Below are 25,782 nucleotides of genomic sequence, written 5' to 3' on the forward strand. Positions count from 1 at the left end.
GCAAGATGTTCCTAAACTCTTTTACTAGCAATACTAATTTTGAGCTAGTTCATCTTACATATTTTCTTTGATGAAACGATTCATCTCTTTAAATGGAATCACATCCAACTTATCGTAAAGTTCTGCAAATGGGAAGTTTGAACCAAGGAAGAGAACTGTGTCTGCTTCAAAGACCACTTCGTTGGCTGGTTTCCAACCAACACGGTATGCAGAACCTGTCAACCCTTCGTAGTTCCATTCGAAAACTTCAAAGTTTTTACCAGTTGTGATGATTGGCGCTTTAATCATGCGTGACAATTCAGTGATGATATCACCAGCACCAACTCCACCGAAACCAGCATAGATCACTGGGCGTTCCGCATTGTTCAAGATTTCAACAGCTTTGTTGATTTCCACTTTGTTCAAAGCAGGAGCGACGAAGCGACGTTCGTAAGAACCTGATCCGTAGTATGAGTTTTCGTCGATTTCTTGGAAACCGAAATTTACTGGAATTTCAACGACAGCTGGATCTTTTTTAGAAACAGCAGCACGGCAAGCTTCGTTAATCACTTTTGGCAATTGTTCTGTGTAATCGACACGTTTGTTGTAAACAGCGATACCGTTGTACATTGGGTTTTGGTTGAGCTCTTGGAAATCATCAATGTTAAGCTCGTCTTGAAAATAAATTTATTCTGACTATTCTCATGAAAACGATTAAAGTACTAATTTATCACAAAGAGAGTCACATGTATAAGAATCTGCTCAGAGATGCTCAATTCCTATTACATAACAGATGCTGAATTTGAGAAATTTTCACAAACTATAGTAGAATAGGATATTTTGTTATAATTTACATGCACCTCTAAGACTTGTAGCTGTAGGAAATCGAACAAAAAGAGGCTGGGACAAAAGTCCTAGCCTCTTAATTGTTTTTGGATTGTTGAGCAAGACGCAGTGGTTGAGTAGGCTCTACTACGCTAATTTCATTAGCTTTTACAGCCCTACTCAACTGTTCGGAGGTGAGACGACGAAATCGAATTCTAACGAATTACCGATTTCTGTCTCACTTTCTTTTTATTTCATTTAATCAATTTTCGCAACATTGAGAAGCAGAGAGCTAGTCAAAACAGACAAAGAACTAAGGGCCATGGCAAGACCTGCTAGTTCTGGATTGAGGGTCAATCCCAGTCCTACAAAGACTCCAGCAGCAATTGGAAGCCCAAGGATATTGTAGATAGAGGCCCAGAAGAGATTGAGTAAGATCCTGCGGAAGGTCTTTTGACTCATGTCAAAGGCGCGCACAACGCCAAGCAAATCATTTTGCGTGAGCACGATGCCACCGGACTCGATCGCAATATCCGTTCCAGATCCCATAGCGATCCCCACATCCGCGATCGAGAGAGCTGGAGCATCATTGATCCCATCTCCAACAAACGCGACCTTGCTAGCTTCTTGCAGTTTTTGAATGGCGTTAGCTTTTTCTTGAGGAAGGACATCAGCAATGACGGTGTCAATTCCCACTTGCTTAGCAATAGCTTGGGCCACCCGTTCATTATCCCCCGTTAACATGACCGTTTTCAAGCCCCGTTCTTTGAGCTTTTTGATCGCTTCTTTTGAGCTGGCCTTCGGAGCATCTTGAATGGCAATCAAGCCAATCACTTGCCCATCCACAGACAAACTGATCACTGTTTTGGCCTGCTCTTGCAACTCTACCATCCGTTTTTCAAGCTCCGGATCCATCGCTGTCCCGTCATGAAGTTTACCATTTCCCAAGGTCACCAACTGCTGGTCGATCTGACCTTGGACCCCTTTTCCTTCAATCGCTTGGAAGTTTTCCACAGGGGATAACACCAAACCTTTTTCTTCTGCTTGGGATAACACCGCTTGGGCTAGTGGATGTTCTGAAAAAGTTTCAAGACTAGCAGCCAGTGTCAAGACACGCGCTTCATCTCCTACAACATCGGTTACAAGTGGTTGACCAATAGTAATAGTCCCTGTCTTATCAAACACAACGGTTTGAATCTTTTGCACTTCTTGAAGAACTGTTCCATTTTTAATCAGAACCCCCATCTTGGCACTACGGCCGGTTCCGACCATCAGGGCTGTTGGGGTTGCTAAACCAAGGGCACAAGGACAGGCAATAATGAGGACAGAGACTGCATAGAGCATGGCCTCTTGAAGCGACGCGCCCAGAAGCACGGACCAAACCCAGAAAGTCGCAATGGCCAAAATCGTCACCACTGGAACAAAGATACCTGAAATCTTATCCGTCAAATCTTGAATGGGAGCACGACTGGATTGGGCCATTTTGACAAAGTCCACAATTTGAGATAAGAGGGTCTCACTACCGACTTTTTCAGCCTTAAAGAGAATGGTCCCATTGCTGTTGATAGTGGAGCCGATAACTGCATCACCAACTGATTTTTCTACAGGCAAGCTTTCACCTGTCACCATCGACTCATCAATGGTCGTACTTCCTTCTACAATCGTCCCATCAACTGCGATCTTTTCCCCAGGACGGACCCGAATCAAGTCACCAATTTGGATATCTTCTGCCGCCACCTCGACATAGTTCCCATCACGGAGAACTTGAGCCGTTTTTGCCTGCAAATCCAACAATTTTTCCACAGCCTCGGAGGCATTGTTACGCATCCGTTCTTCAAAGATTTGCCCTAAGAGGATAAAGAAGATGATAAAACCCGCAGCCTCAAAGTATACTGGCTGACCAGTAAAAAGGGCAAATACACTATAGACATAGGCTACCAGGGTTCCAAGAGCTACCAAGGTATCCATATTGGAATGGTGCTTCTTAAATGAGGCCCAGGCACTCTTGATAAAAGGTACTCCTGCTACCAACATGATCGGCGTTGTCGCTAGAAAAGTTCCCCAGCGACTGACTGGATGGGATACAAATCCTGCCCACATCCCGATCATCAAGATCAATAAAGGAAGGGTAAAGATACTAGTAATCCAAAAGCGACCCCGTAAACTTAAGACACGACGGCGTTTTTCCACAACCGTGTAGGAACCCTTTTGCATCTTCATTCCACATGAAAACTCAAAGTCCCCTGTTTCTGTCGGGGTAAAGGATATCACCTTATCCACACCGACTTCCAAAGGCTCTAAAATTCCCTGATCTTCAAACAAAATTTCCTTGTAACAGCCGGAAGGATTGACCCGATGGAAGGTGATTTCAGCAGGGATCCCTTTTTGAAGTTGAAATTCTTTGGGACTATAGCCCTTTTCTGCTGTAATACGGATCTTTTGCACTCCGTTTTCCACAACTGCTTTTTGTTTTTCTACCATACCTAACTCCTTTATTCCACAATCATTTGACCATGCATCATGTTCATTCCACATGAATACCCATATTCGCCCGCTTTTTCTGGCGTAATTTCAATGACATGTTTTTCACCTAAAGGCAAATCTTCATGAACGCCAAAATCTGGAAAGATCACTTGAGCCAGACATGAAGATGGATCCTTGCGATTAAAGATGATCCGGGCTGGAACATTCTTTTTCAGGACAATGGTTTCAGGCGAATAGCCCCCCATGACTTCGACTTCAATTTCTTGATAACCTAATTTCTGACGAGCGTGGCCGCTTACCTTTTCATGCTCTGCAAAGAACCACCAAGCAATAAAAGCAACCCCAAGTAAACAAACAATACTAATTAACAATCCAAACATGAAATTTCCTTCTTTCTACTACATACAATTGCAAGGGACTGTTTCGACAGCCTCTGCTTTCTTTTCTTCCAGGACCTGCTGCAGCTGATTAAGATCTGCAAGCGTAAAGTCACTCTCCTGAATCAAGTTTTCAAGCACCTGGACAATTCTTTTTGAGCAAACCTTGTCTTTCACCTCCTCAACCACCAAGTCTAAACTCTGGTCCTGCGTCAACAATGCCGAGTAAACAAAGGCTTTGCCTGTTTTTTCTCTAGTCAAGCACCCCTTTTCCACCAAGCGGAGCAAGAGGGTCTTGATGGTCGACTTCGACCAGTCAAAGCGCTCGGACAAGACGGCGATCAAATCCGTGCTGGTCTGCTTGCCTTCCATCCAGATAATCTTCATGATGCGCCATTCCGCATTGGAAATTTGCATGACCTCTCCTTTCTAAATCTACATTTGTAAACCTTACAATGTTATTCTACTCCTAAGGTTTACATTTGTCAACCCAAAGTTAAAAAAAAAAAAACAAATCTTCCTTTGAAGATCTGTCTGATTGGGCTTTTTCCACTCCCTATTTTTATCTCCCTAAATTGTCAAATTAAGTTAGATTTTTCATGTAACTCAGAAAAACTTGGTATGGTGTTTGATAATTCAAAGACTTCCTAGGAAGTCTATTTCTTTTATCAGCTGTAGCTGATAAATAATTTTGAGAAATATTCGTAAGATCCATTTGTTTAGGTAGTCCATTTCGTCTTAATAAGCCATTAGAATGTTCAATGAGACCTCGTTGCTGAGGACATCCTGGATCCGCAAAGAAAATATCAATGTCATGTGCATTCGGAATAGATTTCCAATTATAAAATTCTTTTCCGCAATCAAAAGTGATTGACTTAATTCGTTACTCTATCACAATCATAGATTTAATAGACTTGCGTTCATCCATATCTTTATAGGCTTGATTAATATCTTCCAATTTATAACTTGTCGTAAAGACTCGGCCTGGATTGATGTCACCATCAAGAACAGCTTTTAACAAAACTTGTTTATCATAGGTTGTGACAGAGGCTGGTCCGCCACCAATCATTGTATTTTGTCCAAAGGTTGATCCAATGGCACGATTTTCATAGTGTGGAACACCAACAAATCCCATACGGCCACCATTATGAAGGACTCCAAGAGCTTGATCTACTGCCGCTTCTGTACCGACACATTCGAGAGCTGCATCTGCTCCTCCCCCGAGGATTTCACGGACTTTGGCAATACCTTTTTCGCCACGTTCAGCAACAACTGCTGTCGCTCCTGACTCCAAAGCCATTTTTTGACGATCTTCGTGACGACTCATAAGGACAATTTGTGAAGCACCACGCATCTTAGCCGCGATGACAGCACATTGACCAACAGCCCCATCTCCGATAACGACCACCTTGTCACCTTTTTGCACATTAGCCACACGCGCCGCATGGTAACCCGTCGGCATGACATCAGCCAGTGTCAAAAGGGACTTGAGCATGCCTTCACTATAATCTGAAGGTTGCCCAGGAATTTTGACTAGGGCCCAGTTGGCAAAGTGGAAACGGATATACTCAGCCTGCACGCCCCCAGACCAGTTATTACCTGGGTGGTTGTCACAAGAGCCGTCAAAACCAGAACGACAGGCATCACACTGTCCACAACCATGTGTGAAAGGGGCAATGACAAAGTCACCTGGTTTTACTGTAGTAACTTCCTCACCAACTTCTTCGACAATTCCGATAGCCTCATGACCGCTATTTCTATGTCCTTCTTCCATTTCCGGATTACGGTAACTCCAAAGGTCCGATCCACAAACGCAAGTACGTACTATCTTGATAATGGCATCATCTGCTGCCACGATTTGCGGGCGATTAATTTCTGCTAGACCAACCTGCCCAGCTTTGGTATAAACTGCTGATCTCATTTAATAACCTCTATTCTTTCGCTACTGATAGTATATACTTTTTAACAAGAAATCGCTCACATCAAACACTCCCTATTACGGTCATATTTAGTTACTTAATCATATTTTTTCCCATACTTCTTTTCAAGCATTTTCTTAACTAGATATGGCATCTTGACATTCTCTCGACCTTTTTTAGCAATCAATTTTTTGACGAAATCAGGCATCTGAATATCTTCTTCCTCTTCTAAAATCTGTCCTATGTTTGAAGGAGCTTCCAACTCATCAAAAGTCTCTAGTTGAGGATGATAGTAACGATAGTCACCGTCTATATGAGACTGAATGGTTGAAAGAAGGGCTTTAATCAAACGAGTATCGCTATTTGGCATAGGAGGACGGTGATAGGTCACACCAAGCTCATGACAAAGCTCCTTACACTCCACATCATTATCAAAAAGAACCTCAATATGCTCACTAATAAAAGCTATCGGGACAAAAATATAGTGGTCAGGGTGCTCCTTCTCATCATGAAGGTATTCTAAGACATCAGGTTTAATCCAAGGGATACCAATATCACTTTCACTCTGCCATGTATTGTTATACTGGTCTTCTTCAAGGCCTAAAATTTCCACAATCAAGCGAGTATTGTCATAAATCTGATCTATATAAGGATCACCAAAATCAAGGGCCAAAACTGGGACACTATGAGCTGAAAAAATCACCTTATAGCTGTCATCTCTAATTTGATCTAAAATATTTCGAATCTCATCAGCCCAATAGTAGAGTAGGTCGTGTTCACGGTACCAGTCCTTGATAATTTGAAACCTAATCTGCTCACTTTCTAAAAATTTCTCATATCCCATGACAGAATAGTAAGAATAATGAGGCTCTAAAATCAAGCACAAACATTCTTCAATTCCGTCATTCTCCATCTCTTTGATTACATCAGTGATAAAAGGGCGGGAAAATTTATTAGCAAAGTATACTGATGCGTGTTCTCCAAGAGCAGAAGCAACCAGATCCACTTCTTCTCTAGTTATCCTTTGAAGTGGAGTTCCGCCAATTCGTACGTAATTGTCATATAAAGTCTGAATTTCATGTGGTTCAGGACGAATACCACGTCGGATATTCGTGAAAAATTCCGCTACTCCTTCATAGGTAATCTCTTCTGGTGACCCAAAGGTCATCATCAACACAGCTCTCTTACTCATAAATACTCCTTGTTTCACGTTTATTCTATTTTAGCATGAAAAGGCTTACTTTAGGGAACTTAGTATCAAAATAACTCTTAAAGGTAGACTTTAAGAGTTTAAAAACAAACCTTAATGATGGTTTTGCTGCTCACTTTCTGCTTCCAGCTCTTCGATATTTCGCTTGTGGGCGCGGTGAGTTGCTAGGTCTTCATCCACTTCGATGGTGACATTTTGAAAGCCACAGTCTTTAAACAAGGTGCGGATAGACTCTTTACAGACCTCCATATGCTTGACATGCTCCAGACAAACATGGACAATAGCATTCTTCTCTAAGCCGTCCATGGTCCAGAGATTGAGCTGATTGATACTAGCGACATTGTCCAATTCAGCCAAATCCGTCTTTATCTTCTGGATGTTCACCCCTTCTGGTACAGCATCCAGGAAAATCTTGAGCGTGCTCCAAAAACGTGGAATGGCTTTTGATAGAATAAAGAAGGAAATGGCAAGGGACAGGAGCGGATCCAGGATATACCAGTCAGTAAATCGGAGAACAATGGCCATCAAGATGACGGCCAACCAACCCAAGGTGTCTTCCAAAAAGTGCAGGCTGAGAATGGATTCATTCTTGGTTTGCCCCTTGCGAATGACCAGACTCGCCAGCACATTGACACTGATGGCAATGATTCCAAGCCAGAGAAGACCTTCTTCATTGACGGGTTGTGGGTGGAAAAGCTTGCTTACATTTTCTAAAATCACCATGCCAGACCCTGTCATCAGAATCACAGCGGTCACCATGGCACCTAAAAGGCTAAAACGCTTGTAGCCCAAGGTGTAATGGCTGTCTTCTTTCCGATTGGAAATGCTCTCTAGAAAAGCTGAGATGCCAATGGCGATTGCATCTCCAAAGTCATGGACCGAATCAGCGAGAACTGCACTAGAACCAAAAATTCCACCCGCAATAAATTCAACAATGGCAAAGCTTAGATTTAATAAAAAAGCCAACCAAACCGCATATTTTGTCTTCATTATATTACTTCCTTTGTTATAATAGATTCATGAACATCATGTTCATTATCTATTATCCAATACTATCAACAGAAAGGATAGGGGCAAACCGTTCGCTGTGTACGTTACTGAACAGTTTGTTCATAGTGTCCATATGACTGCACAAGATCGTCGCATTACCAAGACTAGAAAAGCTATCTATCAAGCTTTCTTGCACTTACTTAACCAAAACGATTATGAGGCCATCACCGTTCAGGAGATTATTGACCTGGCTGATGTAGGGCGTTCGACCTTTTACAGCCATTATGAGAGCAAAGAGTTACTACTGGATGAGCTCTGCCAAAAGCTCTTTCACCATTTGTTTGAGCGCGCTCAATACCTCTCTCCACAAGACTACTTGGCCCATATATTTCAGCATTTCAAGAAAAATCAAGACCATGTAACCAGTCTCTTGCTTTCAAAAAACGATTATTTTATCCGGCAGCTGCGAAAAGAACTGGAACATGACGTCTATCCAATGGTAGCCGACGAACTGATTCAATCACACCCCAACATTCCTCACTCCTATCTCAAGCATCTGGTCGTCAGCCATTTCATTGAAACCCTCAGCTGGTGGTTGAAAAAAGGCAAGTCCTATAGCGAGCAGGAAGTTGTCCAGTTTTATTTGGAGATACTGAAAGTTGGTTCAAACTAGAAAGAAGTTTTTTTATGACCCTCACTCAATTTTATTTTCTCTTTCCAGCCTTATTCATGCTTCACGAACTTGAGGAAATCATATGGATGCCCTCCTTTGTCAAAAAACTATCAGCACAGTTTCCAGATATTCGATTCCTTTCTTATTACACTCCTTTTACTTTCAATGCCATTGTCTTGGAGCAGTTTCTGATCCTGCTTCTATCACTTTTTCTTAGCTACCAGTTTAGCAACTATACTATTTACGCAACCATTGTAATTGCTTATATCTACCATATTTTCGGACATCTGATTCAGACAATTGTCCTTCGAAAATATGTTCCTGGCTTGTTAACGGGCATTTTTACGAGCTTGTTCTCCATCGCATTTCTAAAAATTGAAATTTCAGTCAAACTCTATGGTTACTCTTTTTTGACTTTACTGGTTATCGTTTTAAATCTTCTAGTATCATTTATGATTCTTAATAAAATCAGTCATAAAAAATAGCACTCAGACAATCATATCTTAGAAAGGAAACATCTATGTCACTTTATCTAATCTTTAGCATCATCACAGTCTTCTTATCCCTTGCTTTTGCTCTTCTTCACTTATTGGCTTCTCTTACTGAAGTTAAAAAAGGGAATCACACTCTAGGAAATACATTTCTCCTCATCGGAAGTGTCCTTGCGACCTTCTCTCTCATCCTCTACTTCCTTTTGCCGATTGTTGCTTTATTCATTTGGCTGATTGGTTGTGGGTTGATTTGCTACGGAGCCTATTGGAATGGCAAGCACAAAGAAAACTTCAATCCAGCCCACCATGTCATTCGGATTGGCATCGCCCTGATTCTTACCATTTTGTTAGCCCTCATATAAGAAAAACTCAAGTTTTCATTGATAAAACTTGAGTTTTTTGTATTTACGAAATCAATAAGGAATTAAAAATCCTGCTTTTCTTTAAACATTTTGACCTTTTCTTGGCAGTAATCCATTAATTTCCGTGCTTTTTCAATTGTGTAGCCTTTTTCAGATACAGACTTGACTTTCTTTTCATCAAAGTAGTAGCCAGTCAAGCCCCTGACTTCTTCTGATAAGGTGAGATAATAACCTGTTTCGATTCCCTGATCTAGATCTTTTGAGAGAGATTTCATCAGGCGTCCAAAGAGAGACTTTTTCGTCTTTTCATCACTAGAATTATTCCCTAAGTTGGTTGAAATCAAGCCGGGATGGTAGGCATTAATAGTGATATTTGAACCTTTTAAAAATAAATCTCTTGCCAAATAACGTGTCATCCAGATGGTATAGAGCTTGGAATTATTATAAGCTAATCCTGGATTGTATTCTTTCTCAAAACCAAAGTCCAAATCCTTGACCTTGGCAAAATGATGCATATAGGAAGAGGTATTAATGACACGGCCGTCAGCCGATTTTTCTAACAAGGGGCTTAGCTCAGTTGTTAAAATATAAGGAACCATAACGGATAACATAAAAGTCAATTCGACATTTTCAGCACTCACTTTTCGTTCTTTTCCTGCATACAGTCCTGCATTGTTAAACAAGACACCGATCCTTTGAAAGTCACGCTTGATTTCCTCCGCAAATCGATAAACCTCATCTAATTTTGAAAAATCTGCCAAGTAGCTTGAAACTCTTCCTCTCAGGGAAACGGCCCGAACCTCTCGAAGCGCCAACTCAAGTTTTTGAGGATTGCGACCATGAAGGATGACATGATGGCCTTCACTAGTCAGTTTCTTTGCCAAATGTTTACCAATACCATCCGTAGCACCTGTTATTAGAATGGTTTTGACCATATTAGTCCTCCAAGAAAGCAATGAGTTCTTTCGAAAACTCTTCTGCATATTGGAAGATCGAACCGTGACCAGCATTTGGATAGATGATGAGCTTACTATCTTTTATTTTCTCATGCATATCATAAGAATTTTCCGTTGGAACCTGCATATCCTGGTCGCCGTTGACGATTAAGGTTGGTTGGGTGATAAATGTTAGGTCGTCTTGAGAATCTTTCCCCCAACGTTTAATAGCTTTGAGTTGAGTCAAGAAACCAGGCACACTCATGTCTTTGTCCGCAAATTCTTTGGTTCGCATTCCCATTCGTCCGAGAACTTTCAAGGCTTCGATTTTTCCTTGTTCATCATGGTTATAGAAGATATAGCGTTTAGGATCGATGCGCTCGAGTCCAGCTTTAAACATATAGTTAAAGGTTTTCCCTGTGACCTTATCGACCTCTTTTCCTCCTCGAGGTCCTGTTCCTGCTAAAATGAGACGGTTGACCAAATCAGGCTTGTTTCGGATGATTTCTTGGGCAATCATACCCCCCATAGAAAGGCCAAGAAGATTAATCTTATCGTAACCAAGGGCTTCTATAACGGCAATTGTCTGCTCAGCCATTCCAGGAATGGTTGGCGCCACTTTACCTTGACTGGCTCCGACACCAGGTAGGTCGACCACAATCACATGGTGTTTTTCAGCAATCAAGTCCAAGAGTTTTGGATCCCAGTTGTCGAGGGTTGCTGCCAGATGGACCAGCATCAGAAGAGGCAGTTTTGATTTGCCTTTACTGAGTTCGCGATAGGCAATTTTGTTTCCTTGGACAGTGATGTATTGAGTTTTAGTTGTAAGATATGACATTGTCTTTTCCTTTTTATTTCTTAAAGCTGAGGACTGTTTTTCCACGTGAGCGACCATTAGCGACCTTGTCTAAGGCGCTATTCACTTCTTCAAATGGATAGACTGTATCGATAGATGGCTTGATTTCCAATCTGCTAAAGAGGTCAGCTACCTCTTGTAATTGAGCGCCATTGCTTTCTACAAAGATAAAATGGTAGTGAACGCCGTATTTGTCCGCCATCTTATCAAATTTGCGACCGGCTAGTCCAAGTAGGATCTGTTTCCATTTTGGCAGGTTCATGCGTTTGGCAAAGTCACCATTTGGCATCGCACGGAGGGACACAAGCTGACCACCTTTTTTCATGATAGACATTTGTTTTTCAGTCTTAGCGCCACCAAGGGTATCGAGGACATAATCAACCTGGCTAACAGTTTTTGTATAATCCTCTGTTTTGTAATCGATAAAACGATCTGCTCCTAGCTTCAATACACGCTCAGCGCTATCTCCAGCCCCATTGGTAATGACCTTCAAACCTTTACCCTTAGCAATCGGAATGGCCATGCCACCGACACCGCCTGTACCACCAGAGATAAAGATGGTTTTGCTAGATTGAGCGCCCATGAGTTCTAGGGCTTGCATAATGGTTAAGGCAGTCAAAGGCACAGCAGCGGCTTCCTCGTCTGACAGATAGTCTGGAACCTTGGCTAGAGCCTGACTATCGACAGCTACGTATTCTGCAAAGGCACCGATGTGGTCGAGTGGGAGACGTCCAAAAACTCGGTCTCCGACTTTGAGATTTTTGACTTGTTTACCGGTCTCTTCAATGATACCGACCACTTCATTTCCCGCAGTTTGTGGGAGTTTGTAAGGGACGATCATCTTGACTTCTCCTCTGGAAATCATATTATCCAGAGGATTAACACCAGCAACGGTGACTTTGACCAAAACTTCTTTGTCTGTGATACTTGGTGTAGCGACTTCTGTGATGTTCAGTGTGATATTCTTTTTGTTGTATGATGTATGTTGTGCGGCTTTCATTGTCTTCTCTTTTCTAATTTCTGTTGTATCCGATTGAGATACAAGTCTAGTCTTTTTAAAACTGATCTGCATGCAAATCAGTTTCGTTTTTGTTTGGCCTCTTTATAAAGATTATTAATGACATCTTCTAAGGTTTGGTGAGCTAGTTCCTTCTCAAGTTGAGCTTCAGCACTAGCAAATAGTGGTGAAACGGCAGCTTGAATATGTTTCCCTACTGGGCAATCCGGATTGCTATTTTGATGAACAGGAAATAGGCTGATGTGGCTGACTTCTTGTGTTGCAAAATAAATTTCAAGTAAGGTCACTTCCTTTGGGGACTTACTGAGTTGATAGCCTGTTTTTCCTTGCTGAGACTGGATTAGTCCAGCATTTTTCAATAAGGCGATTACCTTTCGAATGTAACTCGCGTTAGTCCCAACACTAATAGCTAATGCTTGAGAGCTTAGGGTTTCCTTGCTTTCACTAATCATGGTTAGGATATGTAAGGCTACTGAAAATTTTGTATCCATATAAACTCCTTTAGATAACTTGTATCTGGTGCAAGAACAAGTATACCATAAATAAAAAGAAAAGCAAGACTTGTGCTTCACTGTTAAAAAACAAAAAGAGGACCCTATGGAATCCTCTTATTAATTGATAAACATAAGTATTAAGCTTTCTTTGCCGCCTTGCTCCATTGGTACCAACCAACTAGACTGTTGATAAGATAAATGAAGTATTTCCCTTGAATTTGAAGGCTTTCTCCCCACCAGAGGTAGATAGAGAAAACATTAGTAGCAGCCCAAAAAATCCATTGTTCACGGTAAACAGCTGTCATCAAGAGCTGATCAACACCGTTTGTCGCATCAGTAATAGAATCACGATAAGGACGATTAGCTCCAATTGACTGGTAAATAAGACCAAAAGCTAGCCACCAAAATACACTAATTGAGAGGTACTTGGTCCATCCCACGGTATCCAACTTACGGGCAACAAATTCCTGCTGTTCTTTTTTGAACTGGGCTTGATAGATCAAAAAGTGTTAAAATTAAGACAGTAACCTCAGAATAGATACTGTCTTATCTCTTTTTTTTACTTAAAGCCTTGATAGACTTGACAAATGGTAGAAAAGAACCGTGAGTTCTTGCCAGAAGCTGAAGTTAATCCTTCAACCTGGAAAACCCGCAGAGGTGACTTTTTCTATACATCTCGATTTTTCTGGCAATAATCATTAACCGATAAATATGTCTGTGAATCACCCAGCGACTCCGCTATGTCCATAATCCGCGGTGGTAGTAATCCCACTCGCTGGACAAGTTCGTGATCGCTGAACAATTCCCGTGGACTGCCGGCGAAGCCAAACTTCCCGTGTTCCATAACATACACCGACTCAAACTCGGCGGCGACCCAATCCATGTCATGGGTGATGGTCACAACTTGGTGGCCCGAATCAGCCAACTGATGGAAAATTGCGGTCAACTTGCGCCGGCTTTCCCAATCAAGCGACATCATCGGCTCATCAAATAAATAAATCGCCGGATCCACTGCCAAAACTGTGGCAACGCTCAACAGCTTGCGTTCCGACAATGACAGGTCATATGGACTTTCAGCTGCTTTATCATCCAAGCCAACTCTTTTTAGAGCCACTAAAGCCCGCCTCGTAATCGTGTCGTGGTCATCCATGACCTGCGCGACACTCCACTCCACCTCTCGTTGAACGGTCGGGTTGAAAAGCTGATCGTCAGGATTCTGAAAAGTAATCCCAACCTTCAGTAACTTTTCGACTGGTTTAAGATCATTAAAATTTTCTCCATCGATCTTAATCACACCGGTTTGTGGTGTCAGCAAGCCCGTCAACAATTTGAAGAGCGTTGATTTGCCGGCACCATTTTGGCCGACAATCGCCACCATCGGATCGGCGAAGTGTTTATCTTCAACATCCAAGCTAAAGGACCGTTCCGGATAAGTGAACGTCAAGTGGTTCAGTTCAATTGTGGGCATAACGAGCCTCCTTCAGATCAGCGCCATTCACCGGATACCGGCCATCAGCCAAGTGCCAATCCATTTTTTGAGCAAGTTGCTGGATTGTCGGGGCTGGAATCTGCCAGTCAGCTGCCAAATGATTAAACACCTCACCCGGCCTGCCCTGGGCTACCATTTGACCCTCGTGCAGCACCCACACAACGTCGGCGACTTCGCACAAATCGTCAATTTCACTGGTGACAATGAAGACAGTCGTCTCTTTGACTTGGGCTAGCCATTGGAAAAATTGCCGGCGGCCAAGGGGATCCATCTGACTGGTCGGATCATCCATAATCAAAACAGCCGGATTAGACACAATTGCCGTGGCAATTGCCAACCGCTGGATCTGACCACCGGAAAGGCTCTCGGGACGCAAATTCAGCTGTTCAATCAGCCCCATTTGCGTGGCAACTTCTTCAACCCGTTTTTGAATCAGTCCTTCAGCCATTCCCTGATTAATCAAGTCAAAGGCGATTTCATCGGCAACCGTGTCTGCCAACCCGCTTAGTTGGCCAGCTGGATTTTGCAGTACAACTCCATTCATGGCATTATAAACGGGCCAATTGTCGGACACTCGCTGGCCAAACATGTGCCAGTCGCCCTCAATCTCAGCAGACACAATTTTGGGAATGACCCCTGCCAGCACACGGCACAAAGTCGATTTGCCGGAGTGGCTATTCCCGATAATCCCAACCACCTGGCCGGTATGAACCTCCGCGTTAATCTGACGCAGTTGTGGTTGCTCAGTACCCGGATAACGGGTGGTCAAATTTTCAATTACAATCCGTTTATCTTCTTCCATATCTTCCACCCAATCAATAAAATTGCCAATCCAGTCAGACCAATGTGCAGCGTCCGCGACAGGCGATACACGCGCTGGGAGGTTCTGACAGTCCGGTTGGGATTATCAAAACCTCTCAGTTGGAGCGAAATCGACCGCGCCATCGATTGATCCAAGGTCTTAATCACCAATGGAATTAGAACCGGCAGGACTGACTTTAATTTCTGAATCAACGTTTTTTGCGGATTGGTTCCGCGAACTTTTTGTGCCTGCTGGATTTTCCGCATATTGCGCATCATTTCCGGCAAAATATAACACACCGACATCAGAACGTAGACGGTTTTATAAGATAATCCGGACAGTTCCAAATAGGCCGCGTTTTCTGAAATACTCGTGGTCACCATAAAAAAGCCACTGGTCAAAATAATCACCAATACTCGACAACCCAGAGTGGTGGCATAAATCAGGCCTTCTTTGTAGAACGACACCCCAAGCACAGAAAACAGCACAGTTTGATTCCGACTGTAAAATAACCCTTGGATGATCAGCATGGTACAAATCAGAAACAGGCTGAATCCTAGCGCCTTAAAGATGGTAGAACTCAATTTGGAAAATAACAATAGCAATGTTGCGACAAGAATTAATCCGGCCTGAAGCAATAAATTCATACTGGCAAAGCTCAACAACGTCATGTCCAAGATGAACAAGAGCTTAGTAATCGGATCGATCACCTGGTACCACTTGAGCTTGACCCGTGGCGCTCCAGAAATCAATGTTTGAGCAGTCATCATTTATCACCGCTAAAGAAGTGCACCATCCGCTTCGGCAGCTGACGATAGATGAAGAATGCCAGGTAGGCCACGCAGACTTTATCCAAAATATCCAAGACAAACTCATCGGTAAATGAGGCCAGCCACACTGGTGCATGATTGGCGACCATTACCGCAAACAATGAGTCACCCCAAGCGATACCGGTCTGACCACCCCAAAAGATGACGTTGAGTGGCGTTGAAATGACAGCTGAAACGATGGCAATAATAATAGCAGAAACAAATACTCGTCGCGCTGACGAGAACCACCCATTGGCGTGCAAAACTCCGACAGCAATCCCAATTCCGATGCTGGTAATCGCATACACGGTTGAAATTGGCGATAAGGTCAGCCCATAGATCACGTTGTTGATGAAACCACTGATGGCACCGGCAACCGGCCCAGCCAACATGCTGGCAAGAAAGGTTCCCAAAGACCCCAGCCAAACGGGCAACTTTAACCCCTCCGCCAAGGCTTTGGCAACATAGTTAATCCCCACGGCAGCGGGAATCAAAGTCATGGTGGAAGCACTTAACTTAAATTTCCACATACTGGTACGATGAATCGGTTCTGTTTTCATAATCTTCTCCTTTTGTTTTTAAAGAGCCGTGTCAGGAATGACTTTCGGACGCAACGCTCTATAGAATAGTTAATAGAACTATTTAGTCTTTTCACAATACCAACTGTAGTCGACATGAGTTAATATAGTAAAATTACTATTTTTAAAGTTCATAGTCTTATCATACGCTATTTTTCGAAATTGTCAAGTCTTTTCTGAAAATTCTTCAAAAAAATTTGGAAAATTTAAAATGCCTAGCTCAGCTAGACATCTTTTGTTTCTATAATGACTTTAATCGTTATTGCTTATACTAGACAACATCTAGTCTGTCACATAAATCTCGCCACGGCTATAGAGGGCAGCTTTTCCCGCAAGATAAAGCCTATCGCCTTCTAGTCGGCAAATAAGATGACCACTTCTCTTAGAGGCTTGATAAGCTCTAAATTCTTCTTGTCCTAACTTTTTAGCCCATAAGGGAATGACATGACAATGCCCAGAACCACAAACTGGATCTTCCATGATTGATAATTTTGGTGCAAAACTACGTGTAACGGTATCATAGTTTTTACCTTTAGCTGTGATATTTAGGAGTAAGCCATCTAATGCTTTAACTTTATCGAAATCTGGAGTCGCAGCAATGACATGATTTTCATGAGGGAGGATACACACTAGATCTCTTCCAAGCCACGCTTCAAGAGGACGGACACCGATTGCTTCTTCCATCTCACTTGTTACTGGAACCTGGTGCATCGAGTAAACTGGGAAATTCAGCTCATATAGCTCTCCTCTTTTGGTTACCAAAAGCTCCCCACTCTGAGTTGCAAAGGTTAGACTATCAACATCCACTTCTATAAATTGAAAGAGAACGAAGGCAGTTGCTAAAGTAGCATGACCACACAAATCGATTTCTCCACCGGGAGTAAACCAACGTAAATCGTAATAGCCGTTCCTTTTAACCGTAAAAGCTGTCTCAGAGAGATTGTTTTCTTTGGCAATATTCTGTAAGGTATTATCCGACAACCATTCGTCCAGAAGACAAACAGCAGCTGGGTTCCCTTTAAAAACGGTATCTGTAAAAGCATCAACGATAAATTGTGGGATGGTATATTGACTAATTGACATGAAGGGCTCCTTAATTTGTTATCTTTATTATATCTGAAAATAAGATAGAAAACAGACAAATAGTAACTAAAAAAGTTAATTGAAAAAGTTACTTTTTGTGCAAATTTTTCATTATTTCTTGATAACACCTTCTTTTACCAAGAAATCATGTGCGACTTGGGCAGCCGGTTTACCTGCTACTCCCACTTGGTAGTTCATCTGGCTCATTTGCTCTGCTGTGATTTTACCAGATAACTTGTTTAGAATGCCTTCCAATTCTGAATGTTTCTTAAGAAGAGCTTCTTTCATGAGGGGTGCTCCTTGATAAGGTGGGAAGAGTTGTTTGTCATCCTCTAGGGCCACAAGGTCATAGCGAGCAAGCTCGGCATCCGTTGAGTAGGCATCTGTTATCTGGATTTCACCAGACTGGATAGCCTGGTAGCGAAGGGCTGGCTCCATGGTGGATACTTGTAGATTAAGACCATAGACTTTCTGCAAGCCCTTGTTCCCATCCTCTCGATCATTAAACTCCAAGGTAAATCCTGCCTTGAGTTGTCCTTCCACCTTTTTCAAATCTGAAATGGTCTTGAGACCATACTCTTGGGCAATTTTCTTAGGCACCGCGACAGCATAGGTATTCTGATAAGCCATGGGTTTGAGCAAGGCCAGGTTGTCTTGTTTCTTGATCCCATCTCGAGCCGCTTGATAGACTGCTTCTGGATCATGGTCGACTTGCGGCGCCGGCTTGAGGAGACTTTCGGTCACGGTCCCTGTAAACTCTGGATAGATAGCAATATCCCCTTTTTTCAGAGCTTCATAGAGGAAAGTGGTCTTGCCAAAATTTGGTTTAACAGTCACTGTCATGTCTGTGTTTTCTTCAATCAAAATCTTGTACATATTGGCTAGAATTTCCGGTTCAGGACCTAACTTCCCAGCAATGACCAGGTTTTCTTTTTCCGGTTTGGGAAGAAAACTTGGTGTATAAGATACTCCCAATCCGATAACCATTACCGCAAAAGCCGCAAAGATGGTCCGCAATTTGGCCTTTTCCATCCATTTGAGAAGAAGGTTAAAGGCGATGGCCAAGAAGGCTGAAGACAGGGCACCGATCAAAATCAGACTGGCATTATTGCGGTCAATCCCTAGAAGGATAAAGGAACCGAGTCCCCCTGCTCCAATCAAGGCAGCTAGGGTAGCCGTCCCGATAATCATCACAGCTGCTGTCCGAATCCCAGACATGATGACGGGCATGGCCAAGGGAATCTCAAACTTCTTCAAGCGCTCCAACTTTGACATCCCAAAGGCGACCCCTGCTTCTTCTAGACTTGGGTCAATCCCTTGCAAACCAGTGATGGTATTTTGAAGGATGGGGAAAATGGCATAGATGACGAGAGCTGTCAAGGCCGGAAGTGTTCCAATTCCCATGATGGGAATGAATAGCCCCAAAAGGGCCATGGAAGGAATGGTCTGGAAGATTCCAGCTACCTGTAAAACCCAGTTGCTCGCTCTCTTGCGACTACTTAAATAAATAGCCAGAGGGACCGCCAGAAAAATCGCAAGGAGCAAGGTTAGTAAGGACAGTTGCAAATGTTGCCCCAGCGCAGTGAGCCAGTCTCCAAAACGTTCTTGAAAGGTTGCAAGTAGTTTAGACATGGTGAGCACCTCCAAATAAATTCGCAACAAAGTCGTTGGCCGGTTGGGCTAGAATGGTATCAGAATCCGCCACCTGCACAATCTCTCCTTCTTGTAGCACCGCAATCCGATCGCCTAATTTCAAGGCTTCGTCTGTATCATGAGTCACGAAAATAGTCGTCATACCAAATTCTTTGTGCAAGTCTTTGGTAAGAGCCTGTAGCTGTTTGCGGGAAATGGCATCCAAGGCTGAAAAGGGCTCGTCCATCAATAGAATCTTTGGCTCTGAAATGATGGCCCGCACAATCCCAATCCGTTGTTGCTCCCCACCAGATAACTCACTTGGCTTGCGATTTGCATACTCTGCAGCAGGCATACCTACCTTATCCAAGAGTTCTTCAGTTTTAGAGGCTATTTGGCTTTTAGTCCACCCTTTCATCTCTGGAATTAAAGCAATATTCTCAGCGACAGTTAGATTTGGAAAGAGGGCAATGGCCTGCAAAACATAACCAGTAGAAAGACGTAACCCTCGTTCATCATAGTCCTTGATGCGTTTTCCATCCATATAAATATTGCCATCTGTCGGCTCCAAAAGACGATTGATCATCTTGAGCATGGTGGTTTTTCCAGACCCTGAAGGTCCCACAAGGACCATAAATTCTCCATCTTCAATACAGAGATTGACATCTTTTAAAATGTCTGTATCCGTGTAGCGCAGGACTACATTTTTATATTCAATCATATTATTCCTCAATTTTCACAATTACTTTCCCAAATGACTGGCTACTTTCAAGATAGGTGTGCGCTTCTTGTATCTCTTCTAGCCTATAAACCTTCTCAGGCCGGACATCCACTTGATACAATTCCACAAAATCAATCAACTCTTGGAGCTTTTCATTTGAAACATTCCCCGAATAAAAGGTCGTTAAATAAACATTCTTCGACAATTCAACAATTGGATCAAAATCAGCCAAGGTCCACTGGCTACCTAATTGACCACAAGAGCAGATAATTCCTCCTTCACTTAAGTGATGGATACTATCTTTGATATGGCGAGGTCCCACTAGATCTAGAATTTTTGTGAAAGACTCCTCACTTTGCAAGACGCCATCCTTCTCCAAAATCACCTGATCAAATCCGACCGCCTTCAATTGGTCTTCCTTAGCTAAATTTCGGCTAGTTCCTACCAAGTGAATCTCAGGAAATTTTCCTTTAAGCAGTCTAGCAAAGGCAATTCCTACACCACTAGTTGCCCCGCGAACTAACACGCAATCTTTCTCCTCAATCTTGAGATTAAGAAAAGCACCAAAAGCTGTGTAATATGTCTCAGGAAGGGCAATCAAGCTTTCCAAATCAAGTTCTGTCTTGATTGGATAAATTTGCTCATTTGGGAGAAGTGTATACTCTGCATAACCTCCATCAAAAGCTCGCCCCATCTCCCCCATAATGGAAATGATTTGCTGTCCAATCTTCAAATCCGGTCGTGTCGTTTGTTCCACAAGACCGACACACTCAATTCCTAACACACGAGGAAATTGAACTGACGGCGATAAACCCTGACGGGTAAAAATTTCACTGTGATTGATGCCAAATCCTTGAATTTTCACCAAGGTCCAACCGGCCTTCAAAATTGGTTTTTGTCGTTCGACAACTTCTAATACCTCTGGTCCACCTGGACTGCTCACAACAACTGCTTTCATAAGGTACTCCCTATTTTTTTAAAGTTCTTTCTCTTTAGCTTTTAGATTTGAGATTATACGCTCTTGATACTCCTCAAATTCTTGGATTTCGTTATCCGAAAAGCCTTGGTAGAATATCTCTCCCAGTTCCTGACTGACGCGATCTCCAATTTCTTTTTGCGCCCAACCTAATTCCGTCAAGACTACAAACTTCTTGCGCTTGTCCTGGTCACTCTGTTCAATCTTAACCAAGCCTTGCTCGACCAACTTCTTTATCATGCTAGTCAATGTGTTATTAGCTAGTCCCGTCGCTAGAGCAATATCAGTTGCAGTTGCCCTTCCTTGCTCTTTTTGCCATAAGACTGTTAAAATTTTCCCCTGTTCACTACGGTATTGAGCATCTGGTTCCTTGCTCAAGAGTTTTTGAAAGATACGCCCGTTCAACAAGCGTATCTGTAAAGCTTGGTAGCCTCCTGTCATCTTATCCATTTTTGTCTCCTTTTTATTTCTATATCGAAACATTACAGTCATTGTATCACTGTTCGTTACATCTGTCAACTATTTCGATATCGAAATAATTATAAAAACAAAAAAACTTTCCTAATCATCTAGGAAAGTTCTAACTATAATCGATTGATATCTTTAAAATATTTTATTCAGCCTTGGTAATATCTTCACGCATCTCATCGACATTGAATTTAGCAAAGAGATACTGACGGTCTTGAACTGGGAAACGTTGATCGAGTTGGTCAACTGGTCCAACTTCGATAATACCATTTTCAATAACAAAGTCCATAACGTGACCACCGAATGTCAAGTCGTCTGAAATAAAATGAAGGTGATAACCAGCAACACTCACACCGTGAAACATTTCTGGCGTCCAAATACCAACGATGGTACCTGAAATATCATCTACCTCGTACTCAGGTTGGCGAGTGGCAACATCAGCAAACTTAATATCCGCATTTGATTTAGGAATCATGCGCACGTGCATGTGTTTAAAATGACCCTTAATTTTGATAGAACGGAAGAGATTAACCCCATCATAGTAAGATTCAATACGATCCTCAAGTTCTTTATCAGTCATTTCATAACGTTGACGGAAGATAACTTCAGCTTGGTGAGGTACGACTGCTGCATAGGGAACTTTTTCATCTGGAGAAACTTCTACCACTTCGACTTTACCTTCAGAGCCTTTAGCTTGATAGGCTTTACCATCAAGAACAATCAACTCCCCATCAATAGAATCTAATGTTCCAAGACCCAAGTCTCCATGCTCCAACAATTCACCAACTGTTAAAGTACCTCCATAAAGCCCAGCCATCAAGGCTCCCAAAGTATTATATTGAAATAATTTTATGGCTTCAGACATGTCTACACCCTCTTTTTAGTAAAATTCATCTGGCAAAATAGTTTCGCCGAGTTTAATATTATCTTTATAGTCGATTGGAACATCAATAAGGACTGGTCCATCTACAGCTTGAGCCAAGGCTTCTTGGAGTAAGCTAGAAAACTCCTCTTTACTTGTTGCACGATAACCTTTCGCTCCAAAGCTCTCAGCATATTTTACAAAATCTACAGGACCAAAGTCAACCCCAGATGATCGACCGTACTTCATTTCTTCCTGGAATTCCACCATATTGTAATGGCCATCGTTCCAGATAATATGAACAATTGGCAATTTCAATCGAACTGCTGTCTCCAATTCTTGTGCTGAGAAGAGGAAACCACCGTCACCAGAAACAGAAATGACTTTTGTCTTAGGACGAACCAAAGCTGCAGAGATGGCCCACGGAAGAGCAACCCCTAAAGTTTGCATCCCATTTGAGAAAAGCAAATGACGTGGTTCATAAGATTTGAAATAACGAGCCATCCAGATATAGTGACTACCAACGTCAACGGTAACTGTCATATCATCATCTGTTTGTTCTTGTAAAACTTCAATTAAATCGAGTGGATGTACGGTACCTTCTTCGGGCTGACGCTCAAATTTAACATCTTCAACGACTGTATTTTTTAACCCTTTAAGATACTCAACTGATCCTTCAGGTAATTTGTAGCCTTGAATAGCTGGCAAGAGCAAGTCTAAGGTTGCTTCTACATTGCCAATCAATTCACGTTCTGGCTGGAAGTAAGTATCCACCTCAGCAGGTTCAACATCAATTACGATAATACGTGCTGAAATTTCAGCATTCCAGTTACGTGCTTCATACTCAATTGGGTCATAACCAATGGCAATAATCAAGTCCGACTTCTTAAGCAACATGTCCCCCGGTTGGTTACGGAAAAGACCTACACGACCAAAGAAAGTATCCTCTTCAAGGTCACGTGACACGATACCAGCACCTTGGAAAGTTTCAACAACTGGTAATTTAACATGTTTCAAAATCTGGCGAATAGAGTAAGTTACAGCTTCTGATGAAGCGCCGTTCCCTAAAAGTAAGACTGGCAATACGGCATTTTTTATCGCCTGTGCGAGATAGTTAATATCAGAAACAGATGCTGAACCAAGTTTTGGATCCGTCATAGGCTTGATAGCCTTAACACTGACCGGAGCATCAGTCACGTCTTGAGGAATTGAAATAAAGCTTGCACCCGGTTTCCCTGACTTAGCATGGCGATAGGCATTAGCAACCGTTTCAGAAAGTGTATTAGCATCATGTACTTCAGCAGCATACTTGGTAATCGGTTCAAGCATAGCAACGTTATTCATTGATTGATGGGCACGTTTCAAAAGATCTGCACGCTTAACCTGACCACCAATAGCAAGAACAGGATCTCCTTCATCTGTCGCTGTTACCAAACCAGTAGCCAAATTTGAGACACCTGGACCAGATGTTACCAATACTACACCGGGTTTCCCTGTGATACGTCCAACACCTTGAGCCATAAAAGCAGCATTTTGCTCATGACGGGCAACAATCAATTCAGGTCCCTTATCTTCCAAAGTATCAAAAACCCTATCGATTTTTGCACCTGGAATCCCAAAGACATAATCAACATCATGGTTGATCAAACTATCAACCACTAAATCCGCACCATACAATTGCTTTTCTTCTGACATGAACACAGTCCTTCTGGCCCTAAAATGATAGAGCCAATTTTCCTTTCAAGTATAAGTCACAAAGTGTCAAAGTCTGCTCGTTTTTTCACAAACTTTTATCACTTCACAATTCTGTTATCATTATAGCACAGTTTTCAGACAATCTTGTGAAAAAAAGATTGTGAAATTTTGAACTTCCATCGCAAAAAGAAACACCCGATTACTATCAGATGTTCATGAATTTTTTACCTTAGCAAACTCTCGATTAAGATAATTTTGCAAGCCTTCAAAAATCTCTATTAACTGGAGATAATTAGACAAGCTTGAGCGACCAGGGATATCTACGACATCCAAAGAAATGCGTTCCAAGTCCTTTTCATAGAGAATGCGGAAGGATACCACTGCTTGATCAGAAAAATAATTCTCCCCTGCCAAAATAAAGCACTCATAGATGATGCCAACAGGATTAGCAACCTTCAATTCAATACGAACTGCGCCTAATCCCAAGGCCTCCACTTGCTGAAAACGCTCCAAAATAGCCTGTCGCTGACTGGGAATAAAACTCATGATATCCATAGTGGCCCTCCCAAGATTCCTTTTTATCTATTATAGCCTAAAGCTGAGAAAAATGCTTGTAATGGGTTTCTTGATAAGACTAAAAGCCCATGAATCCTTATTTAGCTTCTTTATAATCTCTAAAGTCCGATTTTATAGTGTTATCGTAATCATGTTTATCTACCCACTCCTTAATATCAGCAAAAGAATGAATTTCCTTCCTAATACCAGCACCGTCCTCTACAGAAATTACAATTGCTTGCTCTCCATTTGTTCCCAACCAATGTAAAATATCATTGGTCTGCTCTTCAGGAGAAAAATAGATTTGTGATTGTTTGTCGTACTCTCTATCTCTATAGGACTCATATTGAGCCAATTTCTTTTTATAGGCTTTATATTCCCTATCGTAATCCTTTTGAACTTTTTGACGTGCTTTTTCGTAAGCTCGATAGTCTTTCTGATAATCTTGTTGAGCCTTTTTGTTCAGAATCTCACTGAAACTTAAAGTTTTAACAGGAAAAATAGAATCAGGAAAAACATTAAATTCTGGAACTTTCTTTGGTTCGCTTGGTTTATCAGGTTCTTTCCTTTTCACTGGTTCAGTTGGACCAGCTGGGAAATCTCCTTCCTTGCCTTGACGGGTCAATAGTTTAAATTTCTTTAAGGTATTACCATTTGTTGCTGTCTGATTTACAGCTTCTTCGTAAATATGTTTGACTTCGGGATTGTCATTAAATAGATTAATCTGATTCTCCTCTTTGGAAATGTCTACATTATCAATTTCTATAATTAGGTTTAGCTGAGCAGATAAATAGCTGTCCTCTGGGGCTGGTGACTTCCTTAAAAGCTCATCCAAGTTTCCTTCTCTCTTTAAATATCCCCACATGTTGCTATCATTCATCTGATTACGAGCAGAACTCTTATCACCAAAATAAAGCATTTCCTCCTTACTGTAAGAATAATCTGGTAGGTCTATAGTTAAAAATTGATTCGTATCTAAATTGTAAGCAAATTGCTTATCGTTTTGAGAATTCTCCAAGAAAACATAATCATAACCATCAATCGATCTTAAAGACACAGCCAACTCCTTAATATCTTTAAAATCTTTTATTTTCTTCAAATATGGGGTCAAATTAATAATTTTCTTTTCAAAATTTTTGTTGATATCATAAACTACCAAATGAGCTTGATGGAGACTACTCATGGTGTCGTAATAGCGAACAAAATGATTTCTACCAATCATCTCAGTAGCTACATTATCTTCAGAATTATAGTAAGTGGGTTCTTCATGACTAATTGCAACATATTGTTGACGTCTACCAAAAATCTCATTGGAAGTTACTTTATCAGCTTTTAGAGCCATCTGTAACTCTTCTACAGCTTTTTCATGAAATTTGTGCTTTGTATATATATTCCCTAAAAAGAAAAGCATTAGTATAGTCGCAGTATAAATCCTTCCACGCTTTGAGAAGGGGAATTTTAAAATCATCTTTATCATAACTTTTATTACAAAAATAGCC

26 protein-coding genes and 3 pseudogenes are annotated in these 25,782 nt (G+C 41.8%); 3 read left to right on the plus strand and 26 right to left on the minus strand.

Annotation, left to right across the window (positions count from 1 at the left end; translation table 11 throughout):
- Positions 1-66: 66 nt before the first annotated feature.
- The 8 genes and pseudogenes from H7U01_RS07400 to H7U01_RS07435 form a co-directional block, all read right to left on the minus strand.
- Positions 67-654, minus strand: a pseudogene (locus H7U01_RS07400) (pyruvate oxidase); the annotation flags it as partial.
- Between the two features lie 408 nt (positions 655-1,062).
- A complete protein-coding gene (locus tag H7U01_RS07405; protein WP_201036298.1) occupies positions 1,063-3,285 on the minus strand; it encodes a heavy metal translocating P-type ATPase in 2,223 nt (740 codons plus the stop codon).
- A gap of 11 nt (positions 3,286-3,296) precedes the next feature.
- A complete protein-coding gene (locus H7U01_RS07410) occupies positions 3,297-3,668 on the minus strand; it encodes a cupredoxin domain-containing protein (RefSeq protein ID WP_073689354.1) in 372 nt (123 codons plus the stop codon).
- Between the two features lie 18 nt (positions 3,669-3,686).
- On the minus strand, positions 3,687-4,082 hold the full coding sequence (locus tag H7U01_RS07415) for a CopY/TcrY family copper transport repressor (RefSeq protein WP_037597830.1): 396 nt from the start codon (positions 4,080-4,082) through the stop codon (positions 3,687-3,689).
- Between the two features lie 166 nt (positions 4,083-4,248).
- Positions 4,249-4,542 (minus strand): annotated as a pseudogene (locus H7U01_RS07420) (IS30 family transposase); the annotation flags it as partial.
- A gap of 6 nt (positions 4,543-4,548) precedes the next feature.
- Positions 4,549-5,586 (minus strand): alcohol dehydrogenase catalytic domain-containing protein, encoded by a 1,038-nt coding sequence (locus tag H7U01_RS07425; RefSeq protein ID WP_073689355.1) that lies wholly within the window; start codon positions 5,584-5,586, stop codon positions 4,549-4,551.
- A gap of 95 nt (positions 5,587-5,681) precedes the next feature.
- On the minus strand, positions 5,682-6,776 hold the full coding sequence (gene hemH, locus H7U01_RS07430) for a ferrochelatase (protein WP_201041373.1): 1,095 nt from the start codon (positions 6,774-6,776) through the stop codon (positions 5,682-5,684).
- A gap of 111 nt (positions 6,777-6,887) precedes the next feature.
- Positions 6,888-7,784, minus strand: a complete 897-nt coding sequence (locus H7U01_RS07435) for a cation diffusion facilitator family transporter (RefSeq protein ID WP_201041374.1) — start codon at positions 7,782-7,784, stop codon at positions 6,888-6,890.
- Between the two features lie 133 nt (positions 7,785-7,917).
- Between H7U01_RS07435 and H7U01_RS07440 the strand changes: the two genes are divergently transcribed.
- From H7U01_RS07440 to H7U01_RS07450, 3 genes are read left to right on the plus strand one after another with little or no spacing between them, the layout of a single operon-like run.
- The gene (locus H7U01_RS07440) at positions 7,918-8,457 is read left to right on the plus strand and encodes a TetR/AcrR family transcriptional regulator (RefSeq protein WP_155197869.1); all 540 of its coding nucleotides are present in this window, start codon (positions 7,918-7,920) and stop codon (positions 8,455-8,457) included.
- A 14-nt stretch (positions 8,458-8,471) separates the two neighbouring features.
- The gene (locus H7U01_RS07445) at positions 8,472-8,942 is read left to right on the plus strand and encodes an HXXEE domain-containing protein (protein ID WP_073689359.1); all 471 of its coding nucleotides are present in this window, start codon (positions 8,472-8,474) and stop codon (positions 8,940-8,942) included.
- Positions 8,943-8,977: 35 nt separating this feature from the next.
- Positions 8,978-9,310 carry a glucuronide permease gene (locus H7U01_RS07450; protein ID WP_073689360.1) on the plus strand — a complete coding sequence of 111 codons (333 nt, stop codon included), beginning with the start codon at positions 8,978-8,980 and terminating at the stop codon, positions 9,308-9,310.
- A gap of 62 nt (positions 9,311-9,372) precedes the next feature.
- On the opposite strand, the gene H7U01_RS07455 is transcribed toward H7U01_RS07450, so the two are convergent.
- The 18 genes and pseudogenes from H7U01_RS07455 to H7U01_RS07540 form a co-directional block, all read right to left on the minus strand.
- Positions 9,373-10,245, minus strand: a complete 873-nt coding sequence (locus H7U01_RS07455) for an SDR family NAD(P)-dependent oxidoreductase (RefSeq protein WP_201041375.1) — start codon at positions 10,243-10,245, stop codon at positions 9,373-9,375.
- A 1-nt stretch (position 10,246) separates the two neighbouring features.
- On the minus strand, positions 10,247-11,083 hold the full coding sequence (locus H7U01_RS07460) for an alpha/beta fold hydrolase (protein WP_073689362.1): 837 nt from the start codon (positions 11,081-11,083) through the stop codon (positions 10,247-10,249).
- Between the two features lie 13 nt (positions 11,084-11,096).
- Positions 11,097-12,101, minus strand: coding sequence for an NADP-dependent oxidoreductase (locus H7U01_RS07465; RefSeq protein ID WP_073689363.1), 1,005 nt, complete (start codon positions 12,099-12,101; stop codon positions 11,097-11,099).
- A 77-nt stretch (positions 12,102-12,178) separates the two neighbouring features.
- Positions 12,179-12,610, minus strand: a complete 432-nt coding sequence (locus tag H7U01_RS07470; RefSeq protein ID WP_073689364.1) for an Rrf2 family transcriptional regulator — start codon at positions 12,608-12,610, stop codon at positions 12,179-12,181.
- Between the two features lie 140 nt (positions 12,611-12,750).
- Positions 12,751-13,113: pseudogene (gene pnuC, locus H7U01_RS07475) on the minus strand (nicotinamide riboside transporter PnuC); the annotation flags it as partial.
- 167 nt (positions 13,114-13,280) lie between these two features.
- Positions 13,281-14,081, minus strand: coding sequence for an energy-coupling factor ABC transporter ATP-binding protein (locus tag H7U01_RS07480; protein WP_201041376.1), 801 nt, complete (start codon positions 14,079-14,081; stop codon positions 13,281-13,283).
- Positions 14,068-14,904: an ABC transporter ATP-binding protein gene (locus H7U01_RS07485; RefSeq protein WP_201041377.1), complete on the minus strand. Its 837-nt coding sequence runs from the start codon at positions 14,902-14,904 to the stop codon at positions 14,068-14,070. The genes H7U01_RS07480 and H7U01_RS07485 overlap by 14 nt, the downstream gene beginning before the upstream one ends.
- Positions 14,880-15,671 carry an energy-coupling factor transporter transmembrane component T gene (locus H7U01_RS07490; protein WP_201041378.1) on the minus strand — a complete coding sequence of 264 codons (792 nt, stop codon included), beginning with the start codon at positions 15,669-15,671 and terminating at the stop codon, positions 14,880-14,882. The genes H7U01_RS07485 and H7U01_RS07490 overlap by 25 nt, the downstream gene beginning before the upstream one ends.
- Positions 15,671-16,273 (minus strand): hypothetical protein, encoded by a 603-nt coding sequence (locus tag H7U01_RS07495; protein ID WP_064524371.1) that lies wholly within the window; start codon positions 16,271-16,273, stop codon positions 15,671-15,673. Before H7U01_RS07495 ends, H7U01_RS07490 begins: the two co-directional genes overlap by 1 nt.
- A 300-nt stretch (positions 16,274-16,573) precedes the next feature.
- Positions 16,574-17,374: a PhzF family phenazine biosynthesis protein gene (locus H7U01_RS07500; protein WP_201041379.1), complete on the minus strand. Its 801-nt coding sequence runs from the start codon at positions 17,372-17,374 to the stop codon at positions 16,574-16,576.
- Positions 17,375-17,485: 111 nt separating this feature from the next.
- Positions 17,486-19,006: an ABC transporter permease/substrate-binding protein gene (locus tag H7U01_RS07505; RefSeq protein WP_201041380.1), complete on the minus strand. Its 1,521-nt coding sequence runs from the start codon at positions 19,004-19,006 to the stop codon at positions 17,486-17,488.
- Positions 18,999-19,727: an ABC transporter ATP-binding protein gene (locus H7U01_RS07510; protein WP_201041381.1), complete on the minus strand. Its 729-nt coding sequence runs from the start codon at positions 19,725-19,727 to the stop codon at positions 18,999-19,001. Before H7U01_RS07510 ends, H7U01_RS07505 begins: the two co-directional genes overlap by 8 nt.
- A gap of 1 nt (position 19,728) precedes the next feature.
- Positions 19,729-20,685 carry a zinc-binding dehydrogenase gene (locus H7U01_RS07515; protein ID WP_201041382.1) on the minus strand — a complete coding sequence of 319 codons (957 nt, stop codon included), beginning with the start codon at positions 20,683-20,685 and terminating at the stop codon, positions 19,729-19,731.
- Positions 20,686-20,703: 18 nt separating this feature from the next.
- The gene (locus tag H7U01_RS07520; protein WP_037599958.1) at positions 20,704-21,153 is read right to left on the minus strand and encodes a MarR family winged helix-turn-helix transcriptional regulator; all 450 of its coding nucleotides are present in this window, start codon (positions 21,151-21,153) and stop codon (positions 20,704-20,706) included.
- A 163-nt stretch (positions 21,154-21,316) separates the two neighbouring features.
- Positions 21,317-22,036: an acetolactate decarboxylase gene (gene budA, locus H7U01_RS07525; RefSeq protein ID WP_002891043.1), complete on the minus strand. Its 720-nt coding sequence runs from the start codon at positions 22,034-22,036 to the stop codon at positions 21,317-21,319.
- Between the two features lie 15 nt (positions 22,037-22,051).
- Positions 22,052-23,728: an acetolactate synthase AlsS gene (gene alsS / locus H7U01_RS07530; RefSeq protein ID WP_064524367.1), complete on the minus strand. Its 1,677-nt coding sequence runs from the start codon at positions 23,726-23,728 to the stop codon at positions 22,052-22,054.
- Positions 23,729-23,941: 213 nt separating this feature from the next.
- Entirely contained in the window at positions 23,942-24,283 is a 342-nt protein-coding gene (locus H7U01_RS07535; RefSeq protein ID WP_064524365.1) for a hypothetical protein, read from the minus strand.
- A 97-nt stretch (positions 24,284-24,380) separates the two neighbouring features.
- Positions 24,381-25,760 carry a hypothetical protein gene (locus H7U01_RS07540; protein WP_064524362.1) on the minus strand — a complete coding sequence of 460 codons (1,380 nt, stop codon included), beginning with the start codon at positions 25,758-25,760 and terminating at the stop codon, positions 24,381-24,383.
- Positions 25,761-25,782: the final 22 nt, after the last annotated feature.

The sequence above is a fragment of the Streptococcus sp. 21.1 genome (assembly GCF_016648635.1).
GTDB lineage: Bacteria > Bacillota > Bacilli > Lactobacillales > Streptococcaceae > Streptococcus.